The organism is Chryseobacterium glaciei (genome assembly GCF_001648155.1).
GTDB classification, from domain to species: Bacteria; Bacteroidota; Bacteroidia; order Flavobacteriales; family Weeksellaceae; genus Chryseobacterium; species Chryseobacterium glaciei.
This window is the reverse complement of record NZ_CP015199.1, coordinates 561,195-584,461: the sequence shown is the minus strand read 5'-3', so window position 1 is coordinate 584,461 and position 23,267 is coordinate 561,195. Positions and strand designations below refer to the sequence as shown.

Below are 23,267 nucleotides of genomic sequence, written 5' to 3'. Positions count from 1 at the left end.
AAGATGAGTTTACATTCAATACTTACATTCGCAACCATAAAAGTAAATATGAAAAAAATCTTATTACCTGTTCTTGCCTTCATGGCTTTAACGGCTTGTAACAATGATGATAATGTAAATAATCAGGATATCAATTATTCTAAACTTCCGCAGGAATTTCCGTTCGCAACTTTGGCAACTGTAAATGGAGTAGATGTTATCAACGGAGGTTTCGGTTCAGGAGCAACGGCTCATCCAACAAGAAAAGGAGAGTTTTATGTTATTACCGATCGTGGTCCCAATACAGCTTATTCAAACGGAATAAAATTTTTAATTCCAAACTTCACACCTACAATTATGCATTTTAAGATCAATGCAGACGGAAATATTGAAGTGCTAAAATATATTAAACTTAAAAATCCTTCAGGACAACCCATCACAGGACTTCCAAACCCTATCGGAATGGGAAGTACAGGTGAAATTGCCTACGGAGTTGATGGAAGTGTTTTGCCAACTGACAATTATGGTTTAGACAGTGAAAGTATTGTTGTAGCAGCAGACGGTACATTCTGGGTTTCGGATGAATACGGCCCTCACATCGTTCATTATAGCGCAGAAGGAGTTGAAATTGAAAGGATAAGCCCAATCGGAGTAAATACAGGAACAAGAAAATTACCTGCCGTTTTAGCCAAAAGAAGACCAAACAGAGGAATGGAAGGAATGTGTATGACGCCGGACGGAAAAATGCTGGTAGGCACCATGCAGTCTACAATGTATGTTCCTACAAAAGTGTTGGCAACCAATACAACATTGACAAGAATTGTGACTTTTGATCTTGCCACAGGACAGACAAAACAATATTTATACAAACAAGATGGAGGCGCTTCCGATTCTGTTTGTGATATTACGGCAATCAGCAACTCTGAGTTTCTGGTAATAGAAAGAGACGGAAACTTTGGTTCACAAGGCGGAACTAAAAAGGTTTACAGAATAAATTTAACAGGCGCTTCTGATGTGACAGGATCTGATCTTACAGCCGTTGACGGTTTAAAAATAAATAATAAAACCCTTGAGCAATCTACTTGGGATGAAATAAATACCGCAGGATTAAAGCCTGTTTCTAAAACATTAGCCGTTGATCTGGTTTCAAAAATAGGCTATGAACACGATAAATTCGAGGGAATTGTTTATTTAGGCGGAAATAAATTAGCCATTTTTAATGACGACGATTTTGGCGTAGTTGATAACGGAAATGGAACTCCAAAAGCCAAAATTCTTCCTAAAACAGGAAAAGTAGACAAAGGAACAATGTATGTAGTCGATATTCAATAATTTTTAATTTATTTACAAGAAAAAGTCTCTCAGTTTTGGGGGACTTTTTGTTTTAAATGGCGTTATTTGTTAGTGTACAAAATTAGTTGATAAATTTTCATAAAGAATTTCAAGTTTTCAAATCCGAAAATAAAAATTCTTCGTATATAATTTTTTAATACTAAAATAATAGGCTGACTATGTCATTATCCAAAAATAATTTAATAGATCTGATTGCGGTTGAGATTGAAAGGTTTCACGGAATTACAATTCCGGATTATACTGAAGAAGAAAAGATTATTTATCCCCTTTCTAAATCTTTTTCAGGGATTTATAAAAAAGAACTTTACGTTTATTTTCTATCCGGAAAAGCTTTTAATTACCAAGTCCATTATTTTATTTTTAACTTTAAAATATTCTGACAATAAAAAAACCACCAAATCTGGTGGTTTTCGATATTTTTTATTTCTATTATTATGAATTAAATCCTTCAATAATTTTAGAAAAATCTTCTAATTTCAAAGCAGCTCCACCAATCAAACCACCGTCGATATCTGGTTGAGAGAAAATCTCTTTAGCATTGTCAGGCTTTACAGAACCTCCGTAAAGGATAGAAACTTCGTCAGCAACTTTCTGTCCGTATTTTGCAGCGATAATGCTTCTGATGTGTGCGTGGATTTCCTGAGCTTGTGCAGGACTTGCAGTTTCTCCGGTTCCGATTGCCCAAACAGGTTCGTAAGCGATTACTACTTTTTTAATTTCTTCTGCAGAAAGCGTGAAAAGTGCAACTTCAGTTTGGTTTTTTACCACTTCAAAATGTTGTCCTGCTTTTCTTTGCTCTAAAGTTTCACCATTACAGTAAACAGGAATCAAACCTTTATCTAAAGCTAATTTTACTTTTACATTACAGTGAGAATCTGTTTCCCCGTGATATTGTCTTCTTTCAGAGTGACCGATCAAAGAACCTGTTGCATCTATAGATTCTAGCATTTCAGCAGAAATTTCTCCTGTGTAAGCACCACTTTCATGCTCGCTCATATCTTGAGAAAATACACCGATTTCATCCTTTTCGAAAATATCTTTCGCCATCATTAAGTATAAAGATGGAGGTGCGATCCAAACTTCGCAGTTCGTCGTATTGTTGTTTTTATAACTTAATAATTGAACCATCAATTGCTGAGCGTCAATTATATTTTTATTCATTTTCCAGTTTCCTGCAACTATTTTTCTTCTCATAGTTTTATTTTTTATGTATAAATTGTAATTTTATCAAAGAATCAGAAATTTGATCATAAAACTTAGTAAAAGAATTTAACTCTAAAAGTTTTTCGATTTCGATTTTTTGACCAATAATTTGATATAAATCATTAATTTGTAAATCCTTTCTTCTTTTTTTTGGTTTTTCTTGATTGATAATTAATAATGCTTCTTTTATTTTGTTTTTTGGATTTGTAAAAGATTCAGGATTACCATTTATTCCAAGTTCAGTCTTAGTTTTCTTAGTAGAAATTTCGTCTAAAAATAAATGAATGTCAGCTAGCATCCATGCTTCTATCATGTAAATAGGAATTATTGGTACGATTTCTTTACAAATCATATCATTATTAGATTTAATGTTTTCTATTAAAGGTATATATTTTTCCTTTAAAACTTTAGAATCATCTTTAAAATCTGCATCACTATGAATTAAAAGAATATTGATGAAATTTTCTTTTTGATGAGCTAGATTAGCGTCTATAATTTGATTTACAAATTTTTTGCCCGAATCTTTTTTTAATTCTTCTATATATATCTCAATAGAACCTCCAAAATTAAAAACTAGCTGTTTAATAGTTCTGTCTACAACAGAAAATAGAAATCTTGTATCGGTTGAACCTTCAGAAATTAATCCTATATATAGCTGTTTATTACTCATTTTCTAAAGAAAAATTACCATTATCTAAATAATCTTTAACATTCAAAATAGATACTTTTCTATCTGAAAATAAATCTGCAATAAAGTTTTTATCTACTGGTGAGAGTTTAGTGGTTTCGAATTTGATTTTTTCATTTTTATAAACATCTGTTTTAGTTACCATTTTACTAAACCAAAGCGATTTATTGTTATCTTGGTTGAAATTTTTCCAAAATTCTCCAACCAGAACAGAAGAGTGAGTATTTACAATTACTTGTTTTAAAGGTAGTTCATTGTCCGAGAAATCTGTGCTTAAATCAGCCAATAAATCTAGCATAGTTGATATTCTAGCTGGATGTATGCCATTTTCAGGTTCTTCAAAGCATAATAGACTTCCAAAATTATCATCATATTCTAAAATACATAATGTTAGGATTCTCAAAGTCCCTTCAGAAAGTACTCTTGAAGTGTATTCCTTTTTGTCAACATCAATTAATTTTATAATAAACTGGCGATTCTCCTTATCATCAAAAATCTTTACTTCTATAAATTGGGAAAGAAATCTATTTAATTTTCTTGAAATCTCTTTCAAAGCAATATCATTAGTAAGAGAAATTCTATACAATGCAGCTGCTATATTTTTACCAGAGCTTGTTATTTGATCTTCTCCATTATTTTTATTAGTTGGCTCTCGCAAATCGTCAGGATTCAATTGAAGAAACTTCCAAGATTTCATTTCCTCTTTTGCGGCTAAAACATGTTTAAAGTCAACATTATCAATACTACTTAATACAGTTCTATTTGCATTTACAATTGGTATTTGCCGAAAAGTTCCTTTAGATCCATCCTGATGAATTACTACTGTGTCAATTTCATTTTTTTTTATGGTATCAAGATATGGTTTTCCACCTCTATTTCCTTCTACTTTAGGTCTCCATAATTCTATTTTATCTTTAGGAATTATTTTTATCCATCTATCTTCATTATCCTTTTTTAGATTTACTAATTTTTCATGAATTACTTCAACATCTTCGAGACCTGAATTATTAATAAATCTTCTAATATGTAATTGATATTGTAATCTTGTATATTTTAGATTAGCTTCATTTCCCCAGGCATCTTTTACTTTTTGATTTATGAGCATTTCTACTTCAAACTCCATTATATCTGCATAAATTCCTTTATCATACATACTAAACAATTCTAAAAAGTCTCCTCGTTGACTCTGAAGAGCTTTTTTAATATTATCTGAATCTGCAAGTTTTGAAAGTAATTCTAAAGCATCAAAAAGATTACTTTTTCCAGAAGCATTTGTACCTGCGATTATTGTAAATGGAGTAAAAGTCATTTCAAAATTATGAAATGATTTAAATCCATTTATTTTAATCTGTGTAATCATTTTATAAGAATATATTATTATATGAGATTTAAAACAAATATAGGCTTTATAAAATATTACCTATAAATAATTTTAATAAGAAAATTGCCTAATTTATTTTCCAGATATTTTTTAAAAGAATATAGAAAGTATGTTCTTCGTCAGTTACTTTATTATCAGCCTTAATCAATGTTTTAGCAAATTGTACAAAGCTTAAACGCTCTTCTTCCGTAGAATCATCTAAGAAACATTGAGCGTGAAATTCGAAGTGACTTTTCCATTCTTCCGGCTTTAATAAAGCGATTACATCCAACTCATTATCCAGATCCATTTTAAAAGGAAATTCATCTGCTAAATACTGTTGAACAAGCATTCCTTCTTCAGGTGCAAATTCTCCGTCTACAGATGAAAGGATCATCAGCAAATGGTAACCGGCGATAGATTTATTTGATTTTTGCATTATATAAATGTATAGTTTGTTGATAGTTTATGGTTGACGGTTGATTGTTAAATTGACAATTCACCATTCACAATTTTTTATTTCACGTAGTCTTTTGCAGGAATTTTGTCTACAATTTTTCCTTTTTCTAAAATCAATACAAAAGGATTACTTCTTGCAATGGTCTTAATGGCAGTGCCGTCCATCATTGCATTTTTAATGGTTTTAAAAGTGTTCGGATCTGTTGAAACTCCGTAAATAACCGCTCCTTTTTGAGCCTTCACTTTAGCTTCAACTTTTTGAAGCAAATCTGCTGAAACTTCTTTTGGATGATAAGAGAAAACCAAAATTGCTTTCGGTGCGTTAATCACTTCATCAGTTACTTCAAGACCTGTAGGATCTTCAATTTTAAACTTCACGATCTCAGATTTGTAACCTTCTTTTATCAAAACAGATTCGTTTTTCCCTTCCTCGATTTTCCAAGGAGAACCTTCTGCCCAGTATTTTGTTTCTTTAATATAATCGTCCTGATTTACCTTTAAAATTTCTCCTGTTTTTTGATTTTTAAGAGAGTAAAAAGTTTTGTATTCGGATGGATTTTTATTAATTTTTTCTTTTTCACTTTTAATATCAGTTCCTACTTTATAATCACGGAAATCGATTAATGGTTCATGCATAATTCCCTGAGCCATAATGTAGATCATTCCCAAAGAAAATATCACTAAAAGAATATATTTAAATGTATTGGAAGGTTCTTTTTTAGAACTGAAAGTATAACTGTCTTTTTTCTTAAATTCTTTTCTGTAAAGGATAAATACGATGATTAATCCAACTAAAAGCACAACATCTTTAATGAAGCTTTGCCAAGGCGTGAATTTTATTGCATCTCCAAAACAGCCACAATCTGTTACTACATTGAAATACGCCGAATAAAAAGTAAGGAAACCAAAGAATATACAAAGCGCGATCAATGCTGAAAGAGTGAATTTAAGTTTTAATTTTAATAAAAGCATAAATCCAAGCAAAAGTTCTAAAACAACGACAATGATCGAAAATAATAAAGCGAATTTTTCCAAAAATGGCATGTTGAAAACAGTAGGAGAGAAGTATTCTTCCATTTTGAAGGAAAAACCTACCAAATCTACCGCTTTTACAAAACCCGAAAGGATAAAAATAACAGCAATAACGAAACGTAATAAACCTTTGATCATAATTAACTTGTTTTAGGTTGGAAGTTGTCTTGTTTTTCAGAGAATTTTATCAGACAGAAAACGGCATAATTCAGCATATCAAAATAATTGGCATCTAAACCTTCAGAAACGATAGTAACACCTTGATTATCTTCAATTTGTTTTGTTCTTAAAACTTTTTGATAAATAAGATCTGTAATTGAAGAAATTCTCATATCTCTCCAAGCTTCTCCATAATCATGGTTTTTTCTTTCCATTAAAGCTTTAGCTTCGGTGGAATATTTATCGTAAAGACTTAAAATCTCTTCTTTATTTTCGTTAAAATCGTTAGAAAGGCCTTTTTCAAGCTGTATCAATCCGATGATGGAATAGTTTACGATTGCGATAAACTCACTTTCTTCACTTTCGTCTACCATTTTTACATCAGTCATCTGTAACGTACGGATTCTGTTGACTTTAATGTAAATCTGATCAGTAATTGAGCTCGGTCTTAAAACTCTCCAAGCAGCACCGTAATCCTGTAATTTTTTGCTGAATAATTCGCGGCATTCATTGATAACTTTCTCGAACTGTATTGAAGTTTTTAGCATAAATTCTCTTAATAGCCCAAATATACGAATTAGGTTTTAGGTAGCGGGAATCAGGGAAAGGTTTTTTGAGTTTTAGGGTTTGAGGGTCGGAGGGTATGAGAGTTTGGAGGGTTTGAGTGTCGGAGAGTTTTAGGGTTTTAGAGTGAGTTGGGAGTTTAATAAGAACTTGTTTTATATTGAATGGATAATTTATAGTTTTATCTTTGTAAAACGTAAAGACTTATTTTTGTAAGCACCTTAATTAACAAATTTAAAATTACAACCCCAACTTCCATGCTCTCAGACTCTCAGACTCTCCAACACTCATACCCTCCGACCCTCAAACCCAACCACTCCATAAACTGCAACGGAAGACTTGTCGATTTAACGGCTCCTAAAATCATGGGAATTTTAAATCTTACTCCGGATTCTTTTTCAGACGGAGGAAAATTTAATAATGAAAAATCAGCATTACTTCATGCAGAAAAATTATTGAAAGACGGAGCTGAAATTATTGATATTGGCCCACAATCTACACGTCCAAACGCTGAGTTTTTGAGTAGTGATGAGGAAATAAAGAGAATCGGGACTTTAATTTCTCAGATTAAAAAAGAATTTCCGGAAGCATTAATTTCATTAGACACTTTTTATGCTGAAACTGTGAAATTTGGTTTTAATGAAGGAATTGATATTATTAATGATATTTCTGGTGGACAATATGATAAGAAAATGTTTGATACAGCGGCAGAAACTAAGCTTCCTTATATTTTGATGCATGTAAATCCGTCTTATGAAACGATGCATGATAAAATTAAGTTTGAAGATATTACGCTAGAAATCAATCGTTATTTTTCTGAAAAAACAAACGAACTTTTACAAAAGGGAGTTAATGATATTATTCTCGATCCCGGCTTCGGTTTTGGAAAAACAGTTGAAGATCAAATGAAAATGATTGATGAAGTTAAGTATTTCGGATTTGAAAAATTTCCTTTATTAATCGGAATTTCCAGAAAATCATTTATTTACAAACCTCTCGGAAAATCAGCTTTGGATATTAATGAAGAAACTCAAAAATTGCATATAAAAGTTTTAAAGCAGGGCGCTAAAATTTTAAGAGTTCATGATGTTGCAGAAGCTTCACAAACAATTCGTAACTTTTGAAAAACAATTAATAAAAACATATTATGACAGGAGAAAAAGATCTCAAAACATTATTGCAATCCATGAAACCTCATTTAAATGAAGGTGAATATGTTTTCTGTACCGTAGAAAAATTACCCAATATTGATCTGAATGAAATCATTTGTTTCTTTAAAGAACAAGAGAGTATTACTTTGATTATTAAAAAAGAATTGGCCGATCAGCTACATTTCAAATATGAATTTGTCGCTTCGTGGATTACTTTAGAAATTCATTCTTCGCTTGAAGCAGTGGGTTTAACGGCTGCATTTTCCAAAGCACTTACTTCTAAAAATATTAGCTGTAATGTGATTGCAGGATATTTTCATGACCATATTTTTGTTTCTGTGGATGATGCGGATAATACAATGACAGAACTTAAAAAGCTTTCTAAAACAGCACATTTATTTGATGTATAATAATAAAAGCCGAGTAAAAAACTCAGCTTTTATTATTGACCTTATTAGCGTTGAATTATCTCTCTAAGGTAAAATTAGAAATCACTTTCGGACGTTCCGCTTCATTGGCTACTTTCCAAGAAGTTCTGTACATCCATTCGGTCATTTTATAGAGTTTTTTATAGTTGATGTTTTCAGATTCGTCTTGTGGAGTGTGATATTGATCGTGCAAAACGCTCGTGAAAAATATCGCAGGAATTCCCGCTTTCGCATAAGGAAGATGATCGCTTCTGAAATAAAAATATTCAGCATGACTAGGAGAGTCCCAATCTTTCAGATATTTAAATTTTGTACTTTCATTATTGGCATCTTCGGCCATTTTAACTAATTCTTCGGAGTTTTTATGAGGCGCATTTCCTCCTAATAAAGCGGCTTCATTATTATCATTTCTTCCGATCATATCGCCATTCAAAACAGCAACAATCTTTTCTTTCGGAACAACAGGGTGAACGGCGTGCCATCTTGAACCCAATAATCCTCTTTCTTCAGCTCCGTGGAAAACAAATAAAATACTTCTTTTTCCCGGCTGTTTTTTGTAAGCTCTAGCCATTGCTAACATCGCAACACAAGTACTTGCATTGTCATCGGCTCCGTTGTAGATCGTGTCATTTTTTACGGGATGTCTTATTCCGTCATGATCTTGGTGACCACTGAGTAAGACATATTCATCTTTTAATTTCGGATCGGTTCCGTCGATTTTTCCGATGATGTTTACAGAAGGATATTTATAGGTTTCTGTGATGAGGTTTAAAGAAATTTTAGGATTGTTTTTTACCCAATTTGCATTTTCTTTTTTAATCCAAAGAACAGGAATATTATTCGTTACTTTTTCTCTTAAGCCTTCAACTCCGTAAGCTCCTCTTGTCATTTGAGGAAGAACTTCAACCCAGCTTTTCTCAGAAATATCGTCTGTGATGAAAATGATTGCTTTTGCGCCTAATTCAAGTGCTTTGTTGTAATATTTAGTCCTTACAAATCCGGGATACCTTCTTATGAAAAGAGTCATTTCTTTGTCGATGTTCTTATCGGATGCGTTGATCGCAAGAATTTTTCCTTTTATATTTAATTTAGATAAATCTTCAGGTTCGGTTGTTCCTGCATAGACAATTTCAGAATCGATATTCGCATTTACGGGTTCTGCTACAAGGAAATCTTTCCATAATTTTAATTGATTATCACCAATTTTCAAGCTGCTTTGCGGGATGATCAGATGTCTGTACATGTCAAAAAACTGGAAGAAAGTTCCGTTGTCTCCGGCGGGTTTCATTCCTGCTTCCTTGGTTTTGTCGGCCAACCACATGGAAACTTTTAATTCATCTAAAGTTCCGGCTTCACGTCCCCAGAATTGATCGGCGGCCAATTCGTACATATCTTTTCTAAGATCTGTTTCTTTAATGGCTGAAACCAAAGGTTTTTTGTAGTTTTGAGCATTTCCCAAACCGAAAATGATCAAACTTAAAATTGATAATAAATACTGTTTTTTCATCGTGCTTTTTTAATTTTAATTAAAGTTAGCCAATTTTTCAGAAAACTGCTTTGAGAATTCTTTTCTGTCTTCTTCTAATTTTTCTTTATTTGAAGGTAAAACATAGTTGAAAAGTACTTTGTCTTCGTTATCTAAAAAGACGATCTCTTTTTCTTCTCCATCAATCATTTGTGCAAAAATCTCCCACATTGGCGTGTCTTTTAATCTTAATAATTCAAAAAACTGCTCTGCTTTTATTTGTATTGTTTTCATTTAAATTTTATTAATTGCTCATTACTAATTACGGATTACTCATATTTAAAACTCTAATAATTTAAGTTTAAACTGTATCGCAAAGTTCTGTTTAAAATTCGGAGTTGTATAGTAACCGACTCTGTAGAATATTCCTAAATTGAAATAGCTGGAAAGGAAATTTGTCCACTCCAAGCCAACTTCCTGATACAAATGATCTAACTTTCTGAAGTTGAACTGATGATATTCAGGGTGTTTCATGTCTCCGATGGTTCCTCTTAACACAAAATCAAAGCTTGAAACATTCTGCCCGAAACTTTTAAAATACCAAGGAAGTTTGTGTGTGAAATAATAGGCTACGAATTTATCGTTATAGTATTTTCCGCCTTCCAAAGTGGCGAAACCTAGGAAAGAAGTTAAGTTGAAATTAAAATCTCTTCTTGGCGAGGCCAGACCGTTCATCGTGAAATTCTTCCAGATGGGAGCTTCACCGAAAACCATTCCGCCATAAAATCTTACACCAGTAGTTCCGAGCATTGTCTTAAAATTATGAACAAAAAGAGCATCAAAACGGGTATAATTAAAGTCTCCACCTAATATTTTAAAACTTTGTTCATAATTGAAATACAGTTCAGGATATTTTTGATCAACAATAGATTTTCCTTGCGGAGTCATAATATTAGTTGAATTCGGAGAATATTTTAAGGTAAATAACGTGTTGAAATTTTCAAAAGCCGGACCGCTGTTTCTGAACTGATAATCAAACAATGCTTCTTCATAATTTCTTTTTGCTGCGAAAACCAGCGTCAGTCCGTTGGTAACATCATTCAGATAAGAAACGGAAGCACCTCGGTAATGGAAATATTTATCATTATTAATATTATTTCCATAGTTCATCATCCTCATTTTAAAGTTCCAGAGTCTTCTGTAGAATTCTCCCGAAGCGGTAACATCGTTATAATAATCGATCCTGAAAAAAGAATTTTTATCTAAAGTAGTTTTAATATCCAGTCCGATACCGTATTTCCATTTGTCATCCTTAAGACCATACGCAAAGTAATAATCAGGAGAAAAATAGGGATTAAAATTTTCATTAAGTTTTGCTTTTAACCCAAATCTGAAACCTTCATAAGAATTAAAATTAACGATTTCGTCAACGGCAAAATCTACAATTCCTGCTCTGATCTGTCCATTAATTAAGCCTGTTAATATTCTTGCTTTATTATCAATATTGTATTTTTTCCCAAGACTGTCGATCGTAGTATAGGTGTTTTTTTCTCTATCTGTCAAAGGCTCTGTTCTGTATAAATCAAGCGACCTTCCGTCTGCATTTTTCACAGCGAAAGTATACCCTTTAAAATCTTTGGAATCCTCTTCAATAGGCGATTTAAAATCAAAATATTTTGAAGATAGAAAGGCATAAGTCCCGAAACTTCTTTTATCAATTTTCTCTGGCTCGTCTTCAGAATGACTTTTTTTGTCTTCCTGCATTGCCATTTTATTCATTCGGAGTTTTACGGTTTCGTGAGCCAAAAACCACTTGTTGTTATAGAAAATCCATGTGCTGGTAATGATTCCGTCGTTTTTATTCTTGCTGAAGTTTTCTATTTTTTTGATCCCGTAAGTTTCAGTATCAATATAAATAGCTCCGTTGTATTTTCTTTTTTTATCGGGTTTTTTGTAATTCACTTCACGAAAACGGATGACGAAATTTTTTCTCCCATCCATCTCAAGAGTATCCGTTAAAAAGAATCTGTATAATCCTCTGTTTTCCTGTTTAAGCTGATTGGGAATTTTATCTCTATTGCTTTGCTGCAGGGCGATCATCTCATAAATGGGTTGTTTAAGACCCGAAATTCTGTTATCCAGAATATTGATCTTTTCACCATATTTTTTTGAAAATAAAAATTCCTGAGCCCTTTCCCAAAGGAATAATTTACTTTTTGAAAATATCTGTCTTGCCGAAATATTATTTAACGAATCTTTTTCTCTTTTTTTCTTGAATAAGTTATTTTCTTCAAAGAACTGATTGAACTGAGAAATACTGTCTTCATCAATATCCAATGAAATTTTTTCGTAGGATTTGTAGGTGTAAGATTCTAAACTTTTCGGTGAATTTTTTGTAAATAACTGATTGACTTTTTTAAGGATTTCTAAAGCTCTCGGATCACTTTTATCTTCAATAATAATTTCTTCAATGGCTGTGGTTTTTGAAGATTTTTTGATCAAAGAAACGGTCATATCATTTTCAACAACGGATGTTTCTTTTTGATATTGAGATGCTTGAACGGTAATGCTTTTGCATTTTGACTTAAATTCTAAAATACCTTGAGCGTCTGTTTCTCCCAATAATTTGTCATTACAAAACACTTTGGCATTGGGAACGGGAATTTTACTAGCATCATCTACTACCTTAATTTTTGATTGTGAAAAACCAAAAATAGAGATCAAGAAAAATATAAACAGTAAAACCCTTTTCATGTAAAAAAAACTACGTCAAAAGTAATAATATTTATTGTGTTGGAAAAGTTTTAATCATTGATATTCAAATGATTTTTAATAGAGAAAATCTTGGATGAAAAAGAAAAACGCCCGAAATTTTCGAGCATTTTTATTATTTTGTAAGTTGTGATAGAAAAACAAATGTTTTCATTTCAAGTTCGTCCTTCGAGAGCTTATTATTTTCAAATTCTATAGATGTGTATTGTCCGTCCTCTTTGGAGATCAGTGCATATCCATTATATTTTTTTCCGTTCTGTTTGTAATTGTAGCTTACAAACTTAGAATTAGGTTCATCAAGTTTTAATGATATATTCTGAATATCTTTTTTCTTTTTCAGAGATTTCAAATTGTCCAATACATCGCCGTTCTTAGATTCATAACTATGCATGAAAATAGAAGTGTTATCAGGTAATTTTACGGCAAGTTTTAAGGAGTCATCAAAGTTCTTTTGAATATAACTATTAGCATCAATATTTATTTTAGCGGTAAGATCTAATGGCAAAAGAGTATCTTTTTTTACCTTTTTTATACGATAAATAGCCATTTCTGAATCACCTAATTTACTGATGCTGTCATAGCTTTCATAAAAAATATCATTCGATAGATCCTGAATATTATTTTGGTAATTATTTTTACTATCTTCAATTGCGCTAGTCATATTTTGATACGTTTGCGTCTGATAATTACTTGAAGAAGAGGAATTGCTAGACATTTTATTACAAGTCATTGCAAGTCTTACAAGCGCAAAAAGACCAAAGGCAACACTTAAAATCGTTCGCCAAACAGGTTTATTATCCATTATTTCAAGTCTTCTTTTGAAATTGTAATTTCTTTAACGGTTTTACCTTTTGTATCTATATACTTATACTTAAGATTTTTCACACCAAGAGCTTCAGTTTTAGTCAATATTTGTCTTACCTGAGGCATTCTTAGCATTTCATCTTTTAAAACCTGATCTGCTCCTTCTGCTTCTAGCATAGTCTTATAGCTGTCCGGAACTTCGGTAGTATATACAATATTGTTTTGTTCATCGGCTTTAATGCTCATCACCTTTGTTCCTGTTGCTTTATCTTCCATCGGAAGGTTTTTGTTGAATACTTCAAGGATGGTATTCAGTTCCGAAGCTTTAGGATTTCCGGCTACAACAGATTTGAAACTATCCGAAGCATTACCTTTAAGGTTGTTTTTATCTACTGTCTGGTTAGCAATAACCTTTCCGTCGGCATTGATGATTTTTAATTTAAATTTTACTCCACTTTCAAGAAGTTCGTTTCCTGAACGTTCACTTTTAATACCCTGGCCAATAAGTTCGGGTAGAGATGAAGTGATCATTCCGGATTCCAATTCGTCAGATTCCTGGTTGTTGGTATTGATCTCAATTGTTATTTCGTCTGGACCTGAAGAGATGGCTTTTGTAGATTTTATCATATAATTGCTGATCATAGAAGAGGATGCATTATATGTTTTAACAAAATCCTGAATTTTGTCATTCTTTGATTTACAAGACCATAGTAAAAGTGATGTAAAGCCAATAATTAAGAGTTTTTTCATGGTAATTTTTTTGAAAGATAATAAAAAAACAGAAACTCGAAAGTTTCTGTTTTAGTTTTGTGTATTTATGTGGTATTAAATATTTAAAGCCTTTTGATAAGCATTCTCCAAGCCATCAAGGTTTTTACCTCCAGCAGTTGCGAAACCTGGGTTTCCACCACCACCGCCTTGGATTTCTTTTGCTAATTCTTTAATAAGTGCTCCAGCCTGATAAATTCCTGCTAAATCATCAGAAACGCCAACGGTAATCATTGGTTTTCCGTCTGCGTCTGACAAGATAATCGTTATAGAAGTTGGGATTTCTTTCTTCAACTGGAAGACGATATCTTTCACTGAACCGGAATCCAATGAAGTTTTTTTCACTAAAAGTAATTTGTCGCCTTTTTGCTCATAAGCACCTTTCCAGTCGCCGATTTCGCCTTTTGCTTTTTCTTTTTTGAATGCTTCAACCTCAGCTTTCAATGATGCGTTTTCCTCAATTAATTTCTCGATAGATCGTACAACATCTTTAGATTTCAACAATTGAGAAAGCTCAAGAACCTGCTTTTCTAAATTCTTGAAATATTCATCAGATTTATCACCTGAGATCGCTTCAATTCTTCTGATTCCTGCTGCTGCAGAACTTTCGGAAGTCAATTTAAAATGACCGATTTCGCTTGTGTTCTTAACGTGAGTTCCACCGCAAAGTTCTTTTGAACTTCCAAACTGGATCATTCTCACGCTGTCACCATATTTTTCACCAAACAAAGCCATTGCACCTTTGTCAATTGCTTCTTGGATCGGAATATTTCTAAATTCCTGTAAAGCAATGCTTTCTTTGATTTTTGCATTCACTTTTTCTTCAACCAAAGCCAATTCTTCCTCCGTCATTTTATTGAAGTGAGAGAAGTCAAAACGAAGATATTCAGGACCAACATAAGAACCTTTTTGCTCAACGTGAGTTCCTAAAACATCTCTTAAAGCCTCATGCAAAAGGTGAGTCACCGAGTGATTAGCCTGAGAGTTTTTTCTGTCTGTTGCATCTGCTTTAGCATAGAAAATAGCGCTTGCATCTTTCGGAAGACCATTAATTAATGAAATAATTAACCCGTTCTCCTTTTTAGTTTCTAATACTTCGAAACTTTCAGTTGCATTTTCAAGAACACCTTTATCACCAACCTGTCCACCACCTTCTGGGTAGAAAGGAGAGTTGCTCAACACAACCTGATAAAATTCGCCGTCTTTATTTTCTACTTTTCTGTATCTTGTAATGTGTGTTTCAGCTTCAATTTGATCGTAACCAACGAAGTTCTCTTCTCCTTCTTCTAATGTTACCCAATCGTATACTTTTTGAGCAGAATCCGCTTTTGAACGAAGTTTTTGTTCATTTAAAGCAACTTCAAAACCTTTTTCATCGATCGTTAAACCTTTTTCTTCAGCGATAATTCTTGTTAAATCATCAGGGAAACCGTAAGTATCGTATAATTCGAAAACTTCCTGAGTTGGTAAAACCTTAGAATTATTTGCAATCGTTTGCTGAATTAATTTATCAACTCTAATTAATCCTGTTTCAATTGTTCTTAAGAAAGATTCTTCTTCACTTTTAATAACATCAGTAACTAATTTTCCTTGTTTTTCTAATTCATGGAAAACTGATCCCATTTGATCTTTAAGAACAGCAACCAATTTGTAAAGGAAAGGTTCTTTCATATCTAAGAATCTGTAAGAATAAGAAATTCCTCTTCTTAAAATTCTTCTGATCACGTAACCTGCACCTCCGTTTGAAGGCAATTGTCCGTCTGCAATCGCAAAAGAAACCGCTCTGATGTGATCTACTATAACACGGATGGCAATATCTTTTTCATCTTCTAAAATTCCGGTATATTTTTTACCTGAAAGTTCTTCAACTTTAGCAATTAATGGAGTGAAAACATCTGTATCATAGTTGGAAGACTTCCCTTGAAGTGCCATACAAAGACGTTCGAAGCCCATTCCTGTATCCACATGCTGTGCAGGAAGTTTTTCCAGAGAACCGTCAGCTTTTCTGTTGAATTCCATGAATACAAGATTCCAAACTTCCACAACTTGAGGATGATCATTGTTCACCAATTCAAGTCCTGAAACTTTAGCTTTTTCTTCCGGAGTTCTTAAGTCCACATGGATTTCAGAACAAGGTCCACAAGGTCCGCTTGCTCCCATTTCCCAGAAGTTATCTTTTTTATTTCCGTTGATAATTCTGTCTTCAGAAATTACTGCTTTCCAGTAATCATAAGCAGCCTGATCTCTTTCAAGGTTCTCGGAAGCGTCTCCTTCAAAAATGGTTACGTATAAATTTTCTTTCGGAATTCCGTAAACTTCCGTCAATAATTCCCAGGCAAAAGCAATAGCATCTTTTTTAAAATAATCACCGAAAGACCAGTTTCCTAACATTTCAAACATGGTGTGGTGATAAGTATCTCTACCTACATCATCCAAGTCATTATGCTTCCCTGAAACTCTCAAACATTTCTGTGTATCGGCAATTCTTGGGGCGGTAGGCGTTTTGTAGCCTAAGAAAAAATCCTTAAACTGCGTCATTCCAGAGTTGGAAAACATTAGGGTAGGGTCGTCTTTCAGCACAATTGGAGCCGAAGGAACGATAAGGTGTTCTTTACTTTTAAAATAATCTAAAAATTTTTGACGTATCTCTTGTGATGTCATAATGATATATATTGCTTTGCTTTTTACAAATTTTCGATAAATGCAAATTTAATGTTTTTAAAGCAATGTAAAAACATAGTTTTACGTTTTAAGCTATTTGTAGACTTATAGTGTGAATATTGTCATTTCGACAAAGGAGAAATCTATTATTTCAATCATGTAAACTCCCATCACCCCGCTTCTAACTTCCTTTCTTTTTAGGAGCTATTTCCCGCTTTCCGTTGCAATCTTTTTTTTTCAAAAAAGGATTTTCTCTTCAATCGGGGCTAGGGTTGTAGCCATTATTTTCAAAATTAGAAGCACTAATTACCCACAAACTTTGTCATCCTGAAAGGGCCTCAACAATAACTATTATAGATCAAATTTAGGTCATTGCGCAGAGCGAAGTGAGGAAGCAACCTCAAAAAAAATAATATTGAACTCTTCATTTTTCGACTGTTGAGATCCTTCCAGGATGACAAACTTGATGTATAAAAGTATGATTATCATGAATTTTTTGCACTTTAGAATTTAACTTTCTATATTCGTTTTAATATTAAATAAAAACTCTTGCAGATTTTACACTCAAACATCTGTGTAAATTTGTGTAATCCGTGGTTAATATTAAATAGAAAATGACGAAAAACGAAACACTGAAAAACTGGATAGAACAATACTCCGAACCTTTGCTGAAAAGAGCGGTTTATGTACTTTCAGATAGGATAGAGGCGGAAGATATTGTTCAGGAGGTTTTTATTGCTGCTTTTTCGTCGTATGATTCTTTTGAAGGGAAAAGTAAACCTTTAACTTGGTTGAATACAATTCTCAATAATAAAGTTGCTGATTTTTACCGTAAAAAGTATAAATCCGAACCGGAAATAAGACTTGATCATTTTTTTGATGAAACAGGATCATGGAAAAATAACGATGTACTGAATGATTGGGACGCTTCCAATAAAGAATCTGAACTTCTGGATAATGATGATTTTAATAAAACATTGGAAGATTGTCTCGAAGATTTGCCCTCCAGATGGAAGATTCCCATGAAAATGTATTATCTTCAAGAAAAGAAAGCACCGGAAGTAAGTCAGGAATTAAATATTTCTACGACTAATCTTTGGAAGATCTTGCAAAGGAGTAGAATGCAGCTGAGAGAATGTCTGGATTTTAATTGGTTTGCAAAATCGTAACGAGTAAAAATATGTTGAAAAAAATTATTCATATTTTATTTTTACCATGCAGTGAAGCAACTTTGCTGATGGAAAAAAGAAACGCCAATTCCATTTCTCCAAAAGAGAATTGGAAACTATCCATGCACTTAAAGATCTGCAAATGGTGCCGAGCTTATAAAGAAAAGTTGGAAATTTTAGATGATATTTTAAAAAGAAAACTTTCTCGAGAAGAAAAAGTTGAAATTAATGATTCTGAAATTCAATCATTTAAAGATAAAATGGTTAAAAATTTAGATATTTAAAAGAAATTTTGTCAGGATTTTGAAATTGTTCCGACTATACTTTTGAAAATAACAAAGTATTAATTCAAAATCTTAAAAAATGAACGGAACAACATCAATCAACAAAGAATTACCAACGTACAAAACGGGTTATTATATTTCGCTTTTCGGTACGGCTCTTATTTTGCTCTGGATCGGAATTTTCAAATTTACACCCACCGAAGCTGCCGGAATAAAAAGCCTTGTAGAAAACCACTTCCTTACTTTTTACGTATATGATATCATGAGCGTTCAGGCAGTGTCAAATGCTATCGGAGCGATAGAAATTATCATTGCATTACTACTCATATTTAGTGCGAAATTTGCATACTTAAGAAGGTATGCCGCGATAGGAATGATCGTAACTTTCCTTACAACGCTGAGTTATTTATTTACAACTCTCGGAATTTGGAAAGTAGTGGACGGAATACCCGTAACGGACTTTTTTATATTAAAAGACCTACTGTTTTTAGGATTTGGATTAATGATACTTCAAAATGACAAAAAATGAATAATAATAAAAAAATAAAAATGAGAAACATATTAGTATTGCTCGGGATGGTGCTGGGCATCGCAGTATTTGCGACAAGTTGCGGAGATTCTTTAAAAAAGAAACCAATAGAAACTAAAAAAGAGAATGAGACAGTTATGAACGACAAAAATTTAAAAGAAGTTTATTTTGCAGGTGGATGTTTTTGGGGAACAGAACATTTTTTTCAACAGGTTCGCGGAGTAGTAGGAACGGAAGTTGGTTATGCTAACGGAAAAACTCAAAATCCTACTTATGAAGAAGTGGTAAGTCATACAACAGGTTTTGCTGAAACTGTAAAAGTGAAATATGACCCTGAACAAGTTGATTTAAAACTATTAATCGATCTTTATTTCAAAACGATTGATCCTACAAGTCTAAACAAACAAGGAAATGACAGAGGAGATCAATACAGAACAGGGATTTATTCAACAGATAAAGATACTGAGGCTATTGTGAAAGAAGAAGTTCAGAAATTAGCTAAAAATTACAGCAAACCTTTGGTTGTAGAAACGATTGCTCTTAAAAACTTCTATAAAGCAGAAGATTATCACCAAGATTATTTGGATAAAAATCCGGGAGGATATTGTCATATCGAGCCGGGACTTTTTGAAATGGCAAAAAATGCAAACCCTCTTCCAAAGAAAGATGCAAAACCAAAATATCAAAAAGAGGATAAAAAAGTCTTAAAAGAAAAACTAACGGCTGAACAATATAAAGTGACTCAGGAGAACGGTACAGAAATGCCTTTCAAAAATGAATATTGGGACGAAACCCGTGAAGGTATTTATGTAGATATCACAACTGGCGAACCGTTATTTATTTCAACGGATAAATTTGAATCAGGTTGTGGATGGCCAAGTTTTTCAAAACCAATTACTAAAAAATTGATTGACGAAAAATTAGACACATCAGCCGGAATGGATAGAACAGAAGTGCGAAGCAAAACCGGAGATGCCCATTTGGGACACGTTTTCAATGACGGTCCGGCAGACAAAGGCGGACTTCGTTACTGTATCAACAGTGCTTCTCTAAAGTTTGTTCCAAAAGGGGAAATGGAGAAAAAAGGGTATGGAGAATATCTTTCTCTGTTAGATAAAAAGTAATTTGAAAGGAAGGTTGTCGAAAGGCAACCTTTTTTTATTTTAAATTTAATTGAAATCTTTCTTTAATGCTTAACATGGAGATGTTTAGAAATAATAAGAATCCGAAGATGATAAAATAGGATTGCTTGGGTAGATTGTCTATAAGTGTTTCAATATTGAAAAAATTAATATATTCTTTTTTATTCTCATATTGCCAAACGATACACCCTGTAATTCCATCATATTTTTTTTCAATGCTATTTGGGGCTTTATACTCATGAATTGCGAAAAAATGATTGGTTTTCTCTACATCAACTCCATAGTTTTCTTGATCAGCCAATTTCATAGCATCCATTAAAGCTATGAAGTCCTGATAATTATTTTTATCATCAATTACAAATTCGATTCCTGTTTCCTTCTCATTTTTTGCCTGCAGTTTTTTTAATTCTGAAACATAATATTGTTGATTTTGTAATGCAGTATTAGGCTCTACAATAATCTTTTTATAGTTCCAATTTCTAAAAGATTCAAAGGAGGAATTTGAATTTTTCATTCCTTTTTTTTTATTTTTGCAGGAAGCCCTAAATCCATTACAGTATAGGGTGGATAAACTCTTTGACTTGCATAATACCAAAACAAAATCGGAATCAACAAGGCACTTATCAATTCCGGAAAATAATATATTTTCTTACTATTTCGCATATTTTTAATTATAAATCCACATCAAAACAGGCTTGCCAGAACTCTGCAATATAGGATCAATCTTTTTCAATGCATCATTAGAAACTGTCGGGCAACCCCAACCCTCGGGTGAACCTTTTGGGAAAACTTCATCATTACTCATTTTATCCCATGAGTGAAAAACGATGGTTCTTTTTAGCGCATTATTATTTGTTTCTTCTAAACCGTGCATTAAATATTTTACATTAATTCCCCATTCGCTTCTTCCTCTTTCTCCGATTTTATACTTTCCTAAAGCTGAAAGATGGCTTCCATCTTCATTGCTGAAATCTGGGCTATCTTTTGATTGATCCCAACTCCAGATATTATTTCCGCATCCGTGGCCAACCAAATATTTCTGTGTAATTTTCTTTTGTTTAAAATCATAAATAAAAAACCGATTTATTCCTGAATGTAAACTCATATCAATTAAGATACAAAACTCTGTATTAAACTTATTTTTCTTACAAAATTTAATAGCTTCTTCTCCTTTTTTATCAGTTTTATTAACGTCAAAAGTGGGCTTTGTAACAGGCTTTGGTTTTAGAATTGAAGCTGTTTTTTCAACAAAATTTTCAACTTTTTGATTACATGAGGTAATTGCAATTAATGATAATATTAAAAAAGGTGCTATAAAAAATAAGGAAAGGTTTTTCATCATTAGATTCAAAGAAAATTAAAATTAAACAAAAAAGTGATTCAAAACATGAACCACTTTAATTTTTTATAATGTAAAAGTTATATTGACTTACCAATCTCTCTTTTTCAAGATCCAATAAGATCCGAATATGAAAATCACACACCAAATGATACAGGCAATTAAACTTTCTGTAGGATAGGTGAATTCGTATTTTAATCCCATCATTTTAGCCATATCTAATCTCATCATCGGATTAGGAATAAGGCTCGACATACTTTCTAACGGGAGAAGATGAGTAAGGAAAAAATCATCTTTCATGATCTTCATTCTTTCTAATTCCTGCGTACCGCGAACTTTTTGAAATATTTCTACAGCCGTTAATATTCCTTCAAAGATCCAATAGACAAAGAAACCAAGGAAGACAAACATCGATTTTCTCAGTAAAACAGAAAGAAACATTAGGAAGCAGAAAAAAGTAAAAAGCTTTACAAAATAGTTCCCAATAAAGAATATTTCCTTGAAAACCATCTCAGAATCTGTGTTCTTTGAATAAGTATGACCTAAAAATAAAGTGATGATAAATACAAGAAGAGTAGAAACAATCGTAAAAACCGCAATCGTTAATAGTTTTGAAGCAATAAATTCTTTTCTGCTCAGTCCGTCAATCGTATTTTGTTTAAACATCCTGTTGCTGAATTCCTGCGAGATTGAAAAAACAATGATCAATCCTAGAAATATCTTTAATAAAGCAACAATCCAAGTGGTAAAGTTCCAGATTTCCGGGAAATTATAAATTCCCTGCTGTTTTAAATTAATAGTAGCTCCAAAAACATCCAAATCTACGAGTCCAATAAAAAGAAGTGCTACCAAAATAGCAAAATAAAGGATGGTGAAAACCTTGAATGGTCTATAATTCAGGTTTTTGTAATATTCGAGTTTTAATAGTTTAAGCATGATTCGTGTTTTTTACAAGTTCAAGGAATTGAGTTTCAAGAGATAATTTTTTCTTATTCAGATGAGATAAGAAAATACCTTTTTCTGCCAGTTTTTGATTTAAAGCTGAAGCGGAAATTGAAGCATCATCACGAATTTGAGCTTTAATAATTTCACCGTCTATTCTCACAGAAGAAAACCATTGAAGTTCTTCCAATGCACCTAAAAGTTGAGGATTATTATCTGCTTTAAGTTCAAAATATCCTGTATTACTGGTCATTTCATCTACTCTTCCGGAATAGATGGCATTTCCTTCTTTTAAAACAATAACATGGCTGCATATTTTTTCAATTTCATCTAAAAGGTGACTTGCAATGATGATGGTAATTCCCTGTTTTGCAATATTATTGATGATATCTCTAATCTGGATGATTCCCTCAGGATCAAGTCCGTTGGTAGGCTCGTCTAAAATAAGAACTTCAGGATTGTTTAAAATCGCTGAAGCTATTGCCAGACGCTGTTTCATTCCCAATGAGAACGTTTTGAAAGTGTCTTTTTTCCTTTCATAAAGATTGACGGTTTTTAAGACTTCATCAATTCTTTCATAAGGCGTTCCTTTGATCTCGGCAACAATTTTCAGGTTGGTTTCTGCGCTTAGATAAGGATAAAAGTTAGGCTGTTCGATAATTGCTCCTATTTTTTTCAGAGTATCAGAATCAGTTCCCTTTTTTCCAAACCAAAACCAATCGCCGCTTGTAGGATTTATTGTTGATAACAACATTCCAAAAGTGGTTGATTTTCCGCTTCCGTTAGGCCCTAAAAGACCATAAACATTGCCTTTCTCAACATCAAAAGATATATTGTTTACCACAACTCTTTTGAATTTTTTGGTGAGATTCTTTACTGATAAGATTTTTTCCATGTAATTTGTTTTACATAGTAGTAGTCTATATAAATTAGAAATTGTTACAAAAATTTATAAATTATAACTTATGAATGTGAATTTTTCTGCTTACTGCCTAAAGCTTATAGCTTACTGCCAT

Annotated in this window: 24 protein-coding genes; 8 read left to right on the top strand and 16 right to left on the bottom strand. The window is 32.6% G+C overall.

What is annotated here, in order from left to right; all coding sequences use genetic code 11:
• Positions 1–48 precede the first annotated feature (48 nt).
• Both A0O34_RS02560 and A0O34_RS02555 read left to right on the top strand, forming a co-directional pair.
• The gene (locus A0O34_RS02560) at positions 49–1,311 is read left to right on the top strand and encodes an esterase-like activity of phytase family protein (RefSeq protein ID WP_066750893.1); all 1,263 of its coding nucleotides are present in this window, start codon (positions 49–51) and stop codon (positions 1,309–1,311) included.
• 179 nt (positions 1,312–1,490) lie between these two features.
• The gene (locus A0O34_RS02555; RefSeq protein ID WP_066750892.1) at positions 1,491–1,712 is read left to right on the top strand and encodes a hypothetical protein; all 222 of its coding nucleotides are present in this window, start codon (positions 1,491–1,493) and stop codon (positions 1,710–1,712) included.
• Between the two features lie 52 nt (positions 1,713–1,764).
• Here the strand turns inward: A0O34_RS02555 and tpiA are convergent, their stop codons facing one another.
• The 6 genes from tpiA to A0O34_RS02525 form a co-directional block, all read right to left on the bottom strand.
• Positions 1,765–2,526: a triose-phosphate isomerase gene (tpiA, locus tag A0O34_RS02550; protein WP_066750891.1), complete on the bottom strand. Its 762-nt coding sequence runs from the start codon at positions 2,524–2,526 to the stop codon at positions 1,765–1,767.
• A gap of 4 nt (positions 2,527–2,530) precedes the next feature.
• Positions 2,531–3,205, bottom strand: coding sequence for a DUF4276 family protein (locus A0O34_RS02545; RefSeq protein WP_066750890.1), 675 nt, complete (start codon positions 3,203–3,205; stop codon positions 2,531–2,533).
• Entirely contained in the window at positions 3,198–4,583 is a 1,386-nt protein-coding gene (locus A0O34_RS02540) for an AAA family ATPase (protein ID WP_066750889.1), read from the bottom strand. Before A0O34_RS02540 ends, A0O34_RS02545 begins: the two co-directional genes overlap by 8 nt.
• Before the next feature lie 88 nt (positions 4,584–4,671).
• Positions 4,672–5,022, bottom strand: a complete 351-nt coding sequence (locus tag A0O34_RS02535; protein ID WP_066750888.1) for a TerB family tellurite resistance protein — start codon at positions 5,020–5,022, stop codon at positions 4,672–4,674.
• Between the two features lie 77 nt (positions 5,023–5,099).
• On the bottom strand, positions 5,100–6,212 hold the full coding sequence (locus A0O34_RS02530; RefSeq protein ID WP_066750887.1) for a BT_3928 family protein: 1,113 nt from the start codon (positions 6,210–6,212) through the stop codon (positions 5,100–5,102).
• Positions 6,213–6,214: 2 nt separating this feature from the next.
• Positions 6,215–6,781 (bottom strand): DUF1599 domain-containing protein, encoded by a 567-nt coding sequence (locus A0O34_RS02525; protein ID WP_066750886.1) that lies wholly within the window; start codon positions 6,779–6,781, stop codon positions 6,215–6,217.
• 273 nt (positions 6,782–7,054) lie between these two features.
• Here A0O34_RS02525 and folP point away from each other — a divergent pair, with 273 nt between their 5' ends.
• Together folP and A0O34_RS02515 are read left to right on the top strand one after the other, a co-directional pair.
• On the top strand, positions 7,055–7,921 hold the full coding sequence (gene folP / locus A0O34_RS02520; protein WP_066750885.1) for a dihydropteroate synthase: 867 nt from the start codon (positions 7,055–7,057) through the stop codon (positions 7,919–7,921).
• A 23-nt stretch (positions 7,922–7,944) separates the two neighbouring features.
• A complete protein-coding gene (locus tag A0O34_RS02515) occupies positions 7,945–8,358 on the top strand; it encodes an ACT domain-containing protein (RefSeq protein ID WP_066750884.1) in 414 nt (137 codons plus the stop codon).
• Between the two features lie 55 nt (positions 8,359–8,413).
• Here the strand turns inward: A0O34_RS02515 and A0O34_RS02510 are convergent, their stop codons facing one another.
• The 6 genes from A0O34_RS02510 to alaS all read right to left on the bottom strand — a co-directional run bounded on the left by A0O34_RS02510 (position 8,414) and on the right by alaS (position 16,846).
• Entirely contained in the window at positions 8,414–9,883 is a 1,470-nt protein-coding gene (locus A0O34_RS02510) for a M20/M25/M40 family metallo-hydrolase (protein WP_066750883.1), read from the bottom strand.
• 15 nt (positions 9,884–9,898) lie between these two features.
• Positions 9,899–10,135: a hypothetical protein gene (locus A0O34_RS02505; protein ID WP_066750882.1), complete on the bottom strand. Its 237-nt coding sequence runs from the start codon at positions 10,133–10,135 to the stop codon at positions 9,899–9,901.
• 45 nt (positions 10,136–10,180) lie between these two features.
• Positions 10,181–12,595, bottom strand: a complete 2,415-nt coding sequence (locus tag A0O34_RS02500; protein ID WP_066750881.1) for a peptidase associated and DUF5686 domain-containing protein — start codon at positions 12,593–12,595, stop codon at positions 10,181–10,183.
• Between the two features lie 133 nt (positions 12,596–12,728).
• Positions 12,729–13,415 carry a hypothetical protein gene (locus tag A0O34_RS02495; RefSeq protein ID WP_066750880.1) on the bottom strand — a complete coding sequence of 229 codons (687 nt, stop codon included), beginning with the start codon at positions 13,413–13,415 and terminating at the stop codon, positions 12,729–12,731.
• On the bottom strand, positions 13,415–14,167 hold the full coding sequence (locus A0O34_RS02490; RefSeq protein ID WP_066750879.1) for a hypothetical protein: 753 nt from the start codon (positions 14,165–14,167) through the stop codon (positions 13,415–13,417). Before A0O34_RS02490 ends, A0O34_RS02495 begins: the two co-directional genes overlap by 1 nt.
• 75 nt (positions 14,168–14,242) lie before the next feature.
• Positions 14,243–16,846, bottom strand: coding sequence for an alanine--tRNA ligase (gene alaS, locus A0O34_RS02485; RefSeq protein WP_066750878.1), 2,604 nt, complete (start codon positions 16,844–16,846; stop codon positions 14,243–14,245).
• A 614-nt stretch (positions 16,847–17,460) separates the two neighbouring features.
• On the opposite strand from alaS, the gene A0O34_RS02480 reads away from it, so the two are divergent.
• From A0O34_RS02480 to msrB, 4 genes are all read left to right on the top strand, one after another.
• Positions 17,461–18,015, top strand: a complete 555-nt coding sequence (locus A0O34_RS02480) for a sigma-70 family RNA polymerase sigma factor (protein WP_066750877.1) — start codon at positions 17,461–17,463, stop codon at positions 18,013–18,015.
• Positions 18,016–18,026: 11 nt separating this feature from the next.
• A complete protein-coding gene (locus A0O34_RS02475; RefSeq protein WP_066750876.1) occupies positions 18,027–18,299 on the top strand; it encodes a hypothetical protein in 273 nt (90 codons plus the stop codon).
• Between the two features lie 79 nt (positions 18,300–18,378).
• Positions 18,379–18,828 carry a DUF417 family protein gene (locus tag A0O34_RS02470; protein WP_066750875.1) on the top strand — a complete coding sequence of 150 codons (450 nt, stop codon included), beginning with the start codon at positions 18,379–18,381 and terminating at the stop codon, positions 18,826–18,828.
• 20 nt (positions 18,829–18,848) lie between these two features.
• The gene (msrB, locus tag A0O34_RS02465; RefSeq protein ID WP_066759430.1) at positions 18,849–19,952 is read left to right on the top strand and encodes a peptide-methionine (R)-S-oxide reductase MsrB; all 1,104 of its coding nucleotides are present in this window, start codon (positions 18,849–18,851) and stop codon (positions 19,950–19,952) included.
• A 34-nt stretch (positions 19,953–19,986) separates the two neighbouring features.
• Here msrB and A0O34_RS02460 read toward each other — a convergent pair whose 3' ends face one another.
• From A0O34_RS02460 to A0O34_RS02445, 4 genes are all read right to left on the bottom strand, one after another.
• A complete protein-coding gene (locus tag A0O34_RS02460; RefSeq protein ID WP_066750874.1) occupies positions 19,987–20,484 on the bottom strand; it encodes a hypothetical protein in 498 nt (165 codons plus the stop codon).
• Between the two features lie 153 nt (positions 20,485–20,637).
• Entirely contained in the window at positions 20,638–21,312 is a 675-nt protein-coding gene (locus tag A0O34_RS02455) for a murein L,D-transpeptidase catalytic domain-containing protein (protein WP_228394342.1), read from the bottom strand.
• An 87-nt stretch (positions 21,313–21,399) separates the two neighbouring features.
• Positions 21,400–22,245 (bottom strand): ABC transporter permease, encoded by an 846-nt coding sequence (locus A0O34_RS02450; RefSeq protein WP_066750872.1) that lies wholly within the window; start codon positions 22,243–22,245, stop codon positions 21,400–21,402.
• On the bottom strand, positions 22,238–23,146 hold the full coding sequence (locus A0O34_RS02445; RefSeq protein WP_066750871.1) for an ABC transporter ATP-binding protein: 909 nt from the start codon (positions 23,144–23,146) through the stop codon (positions 22,238–22,240). The genes A0O34_RS02450 and A0O34_RS02445 overlap by 8 nt, the downstream gene beginning before the upstream one ends.
• Positions 23,147–23,267: the final 121 nt, after the last annotated feature.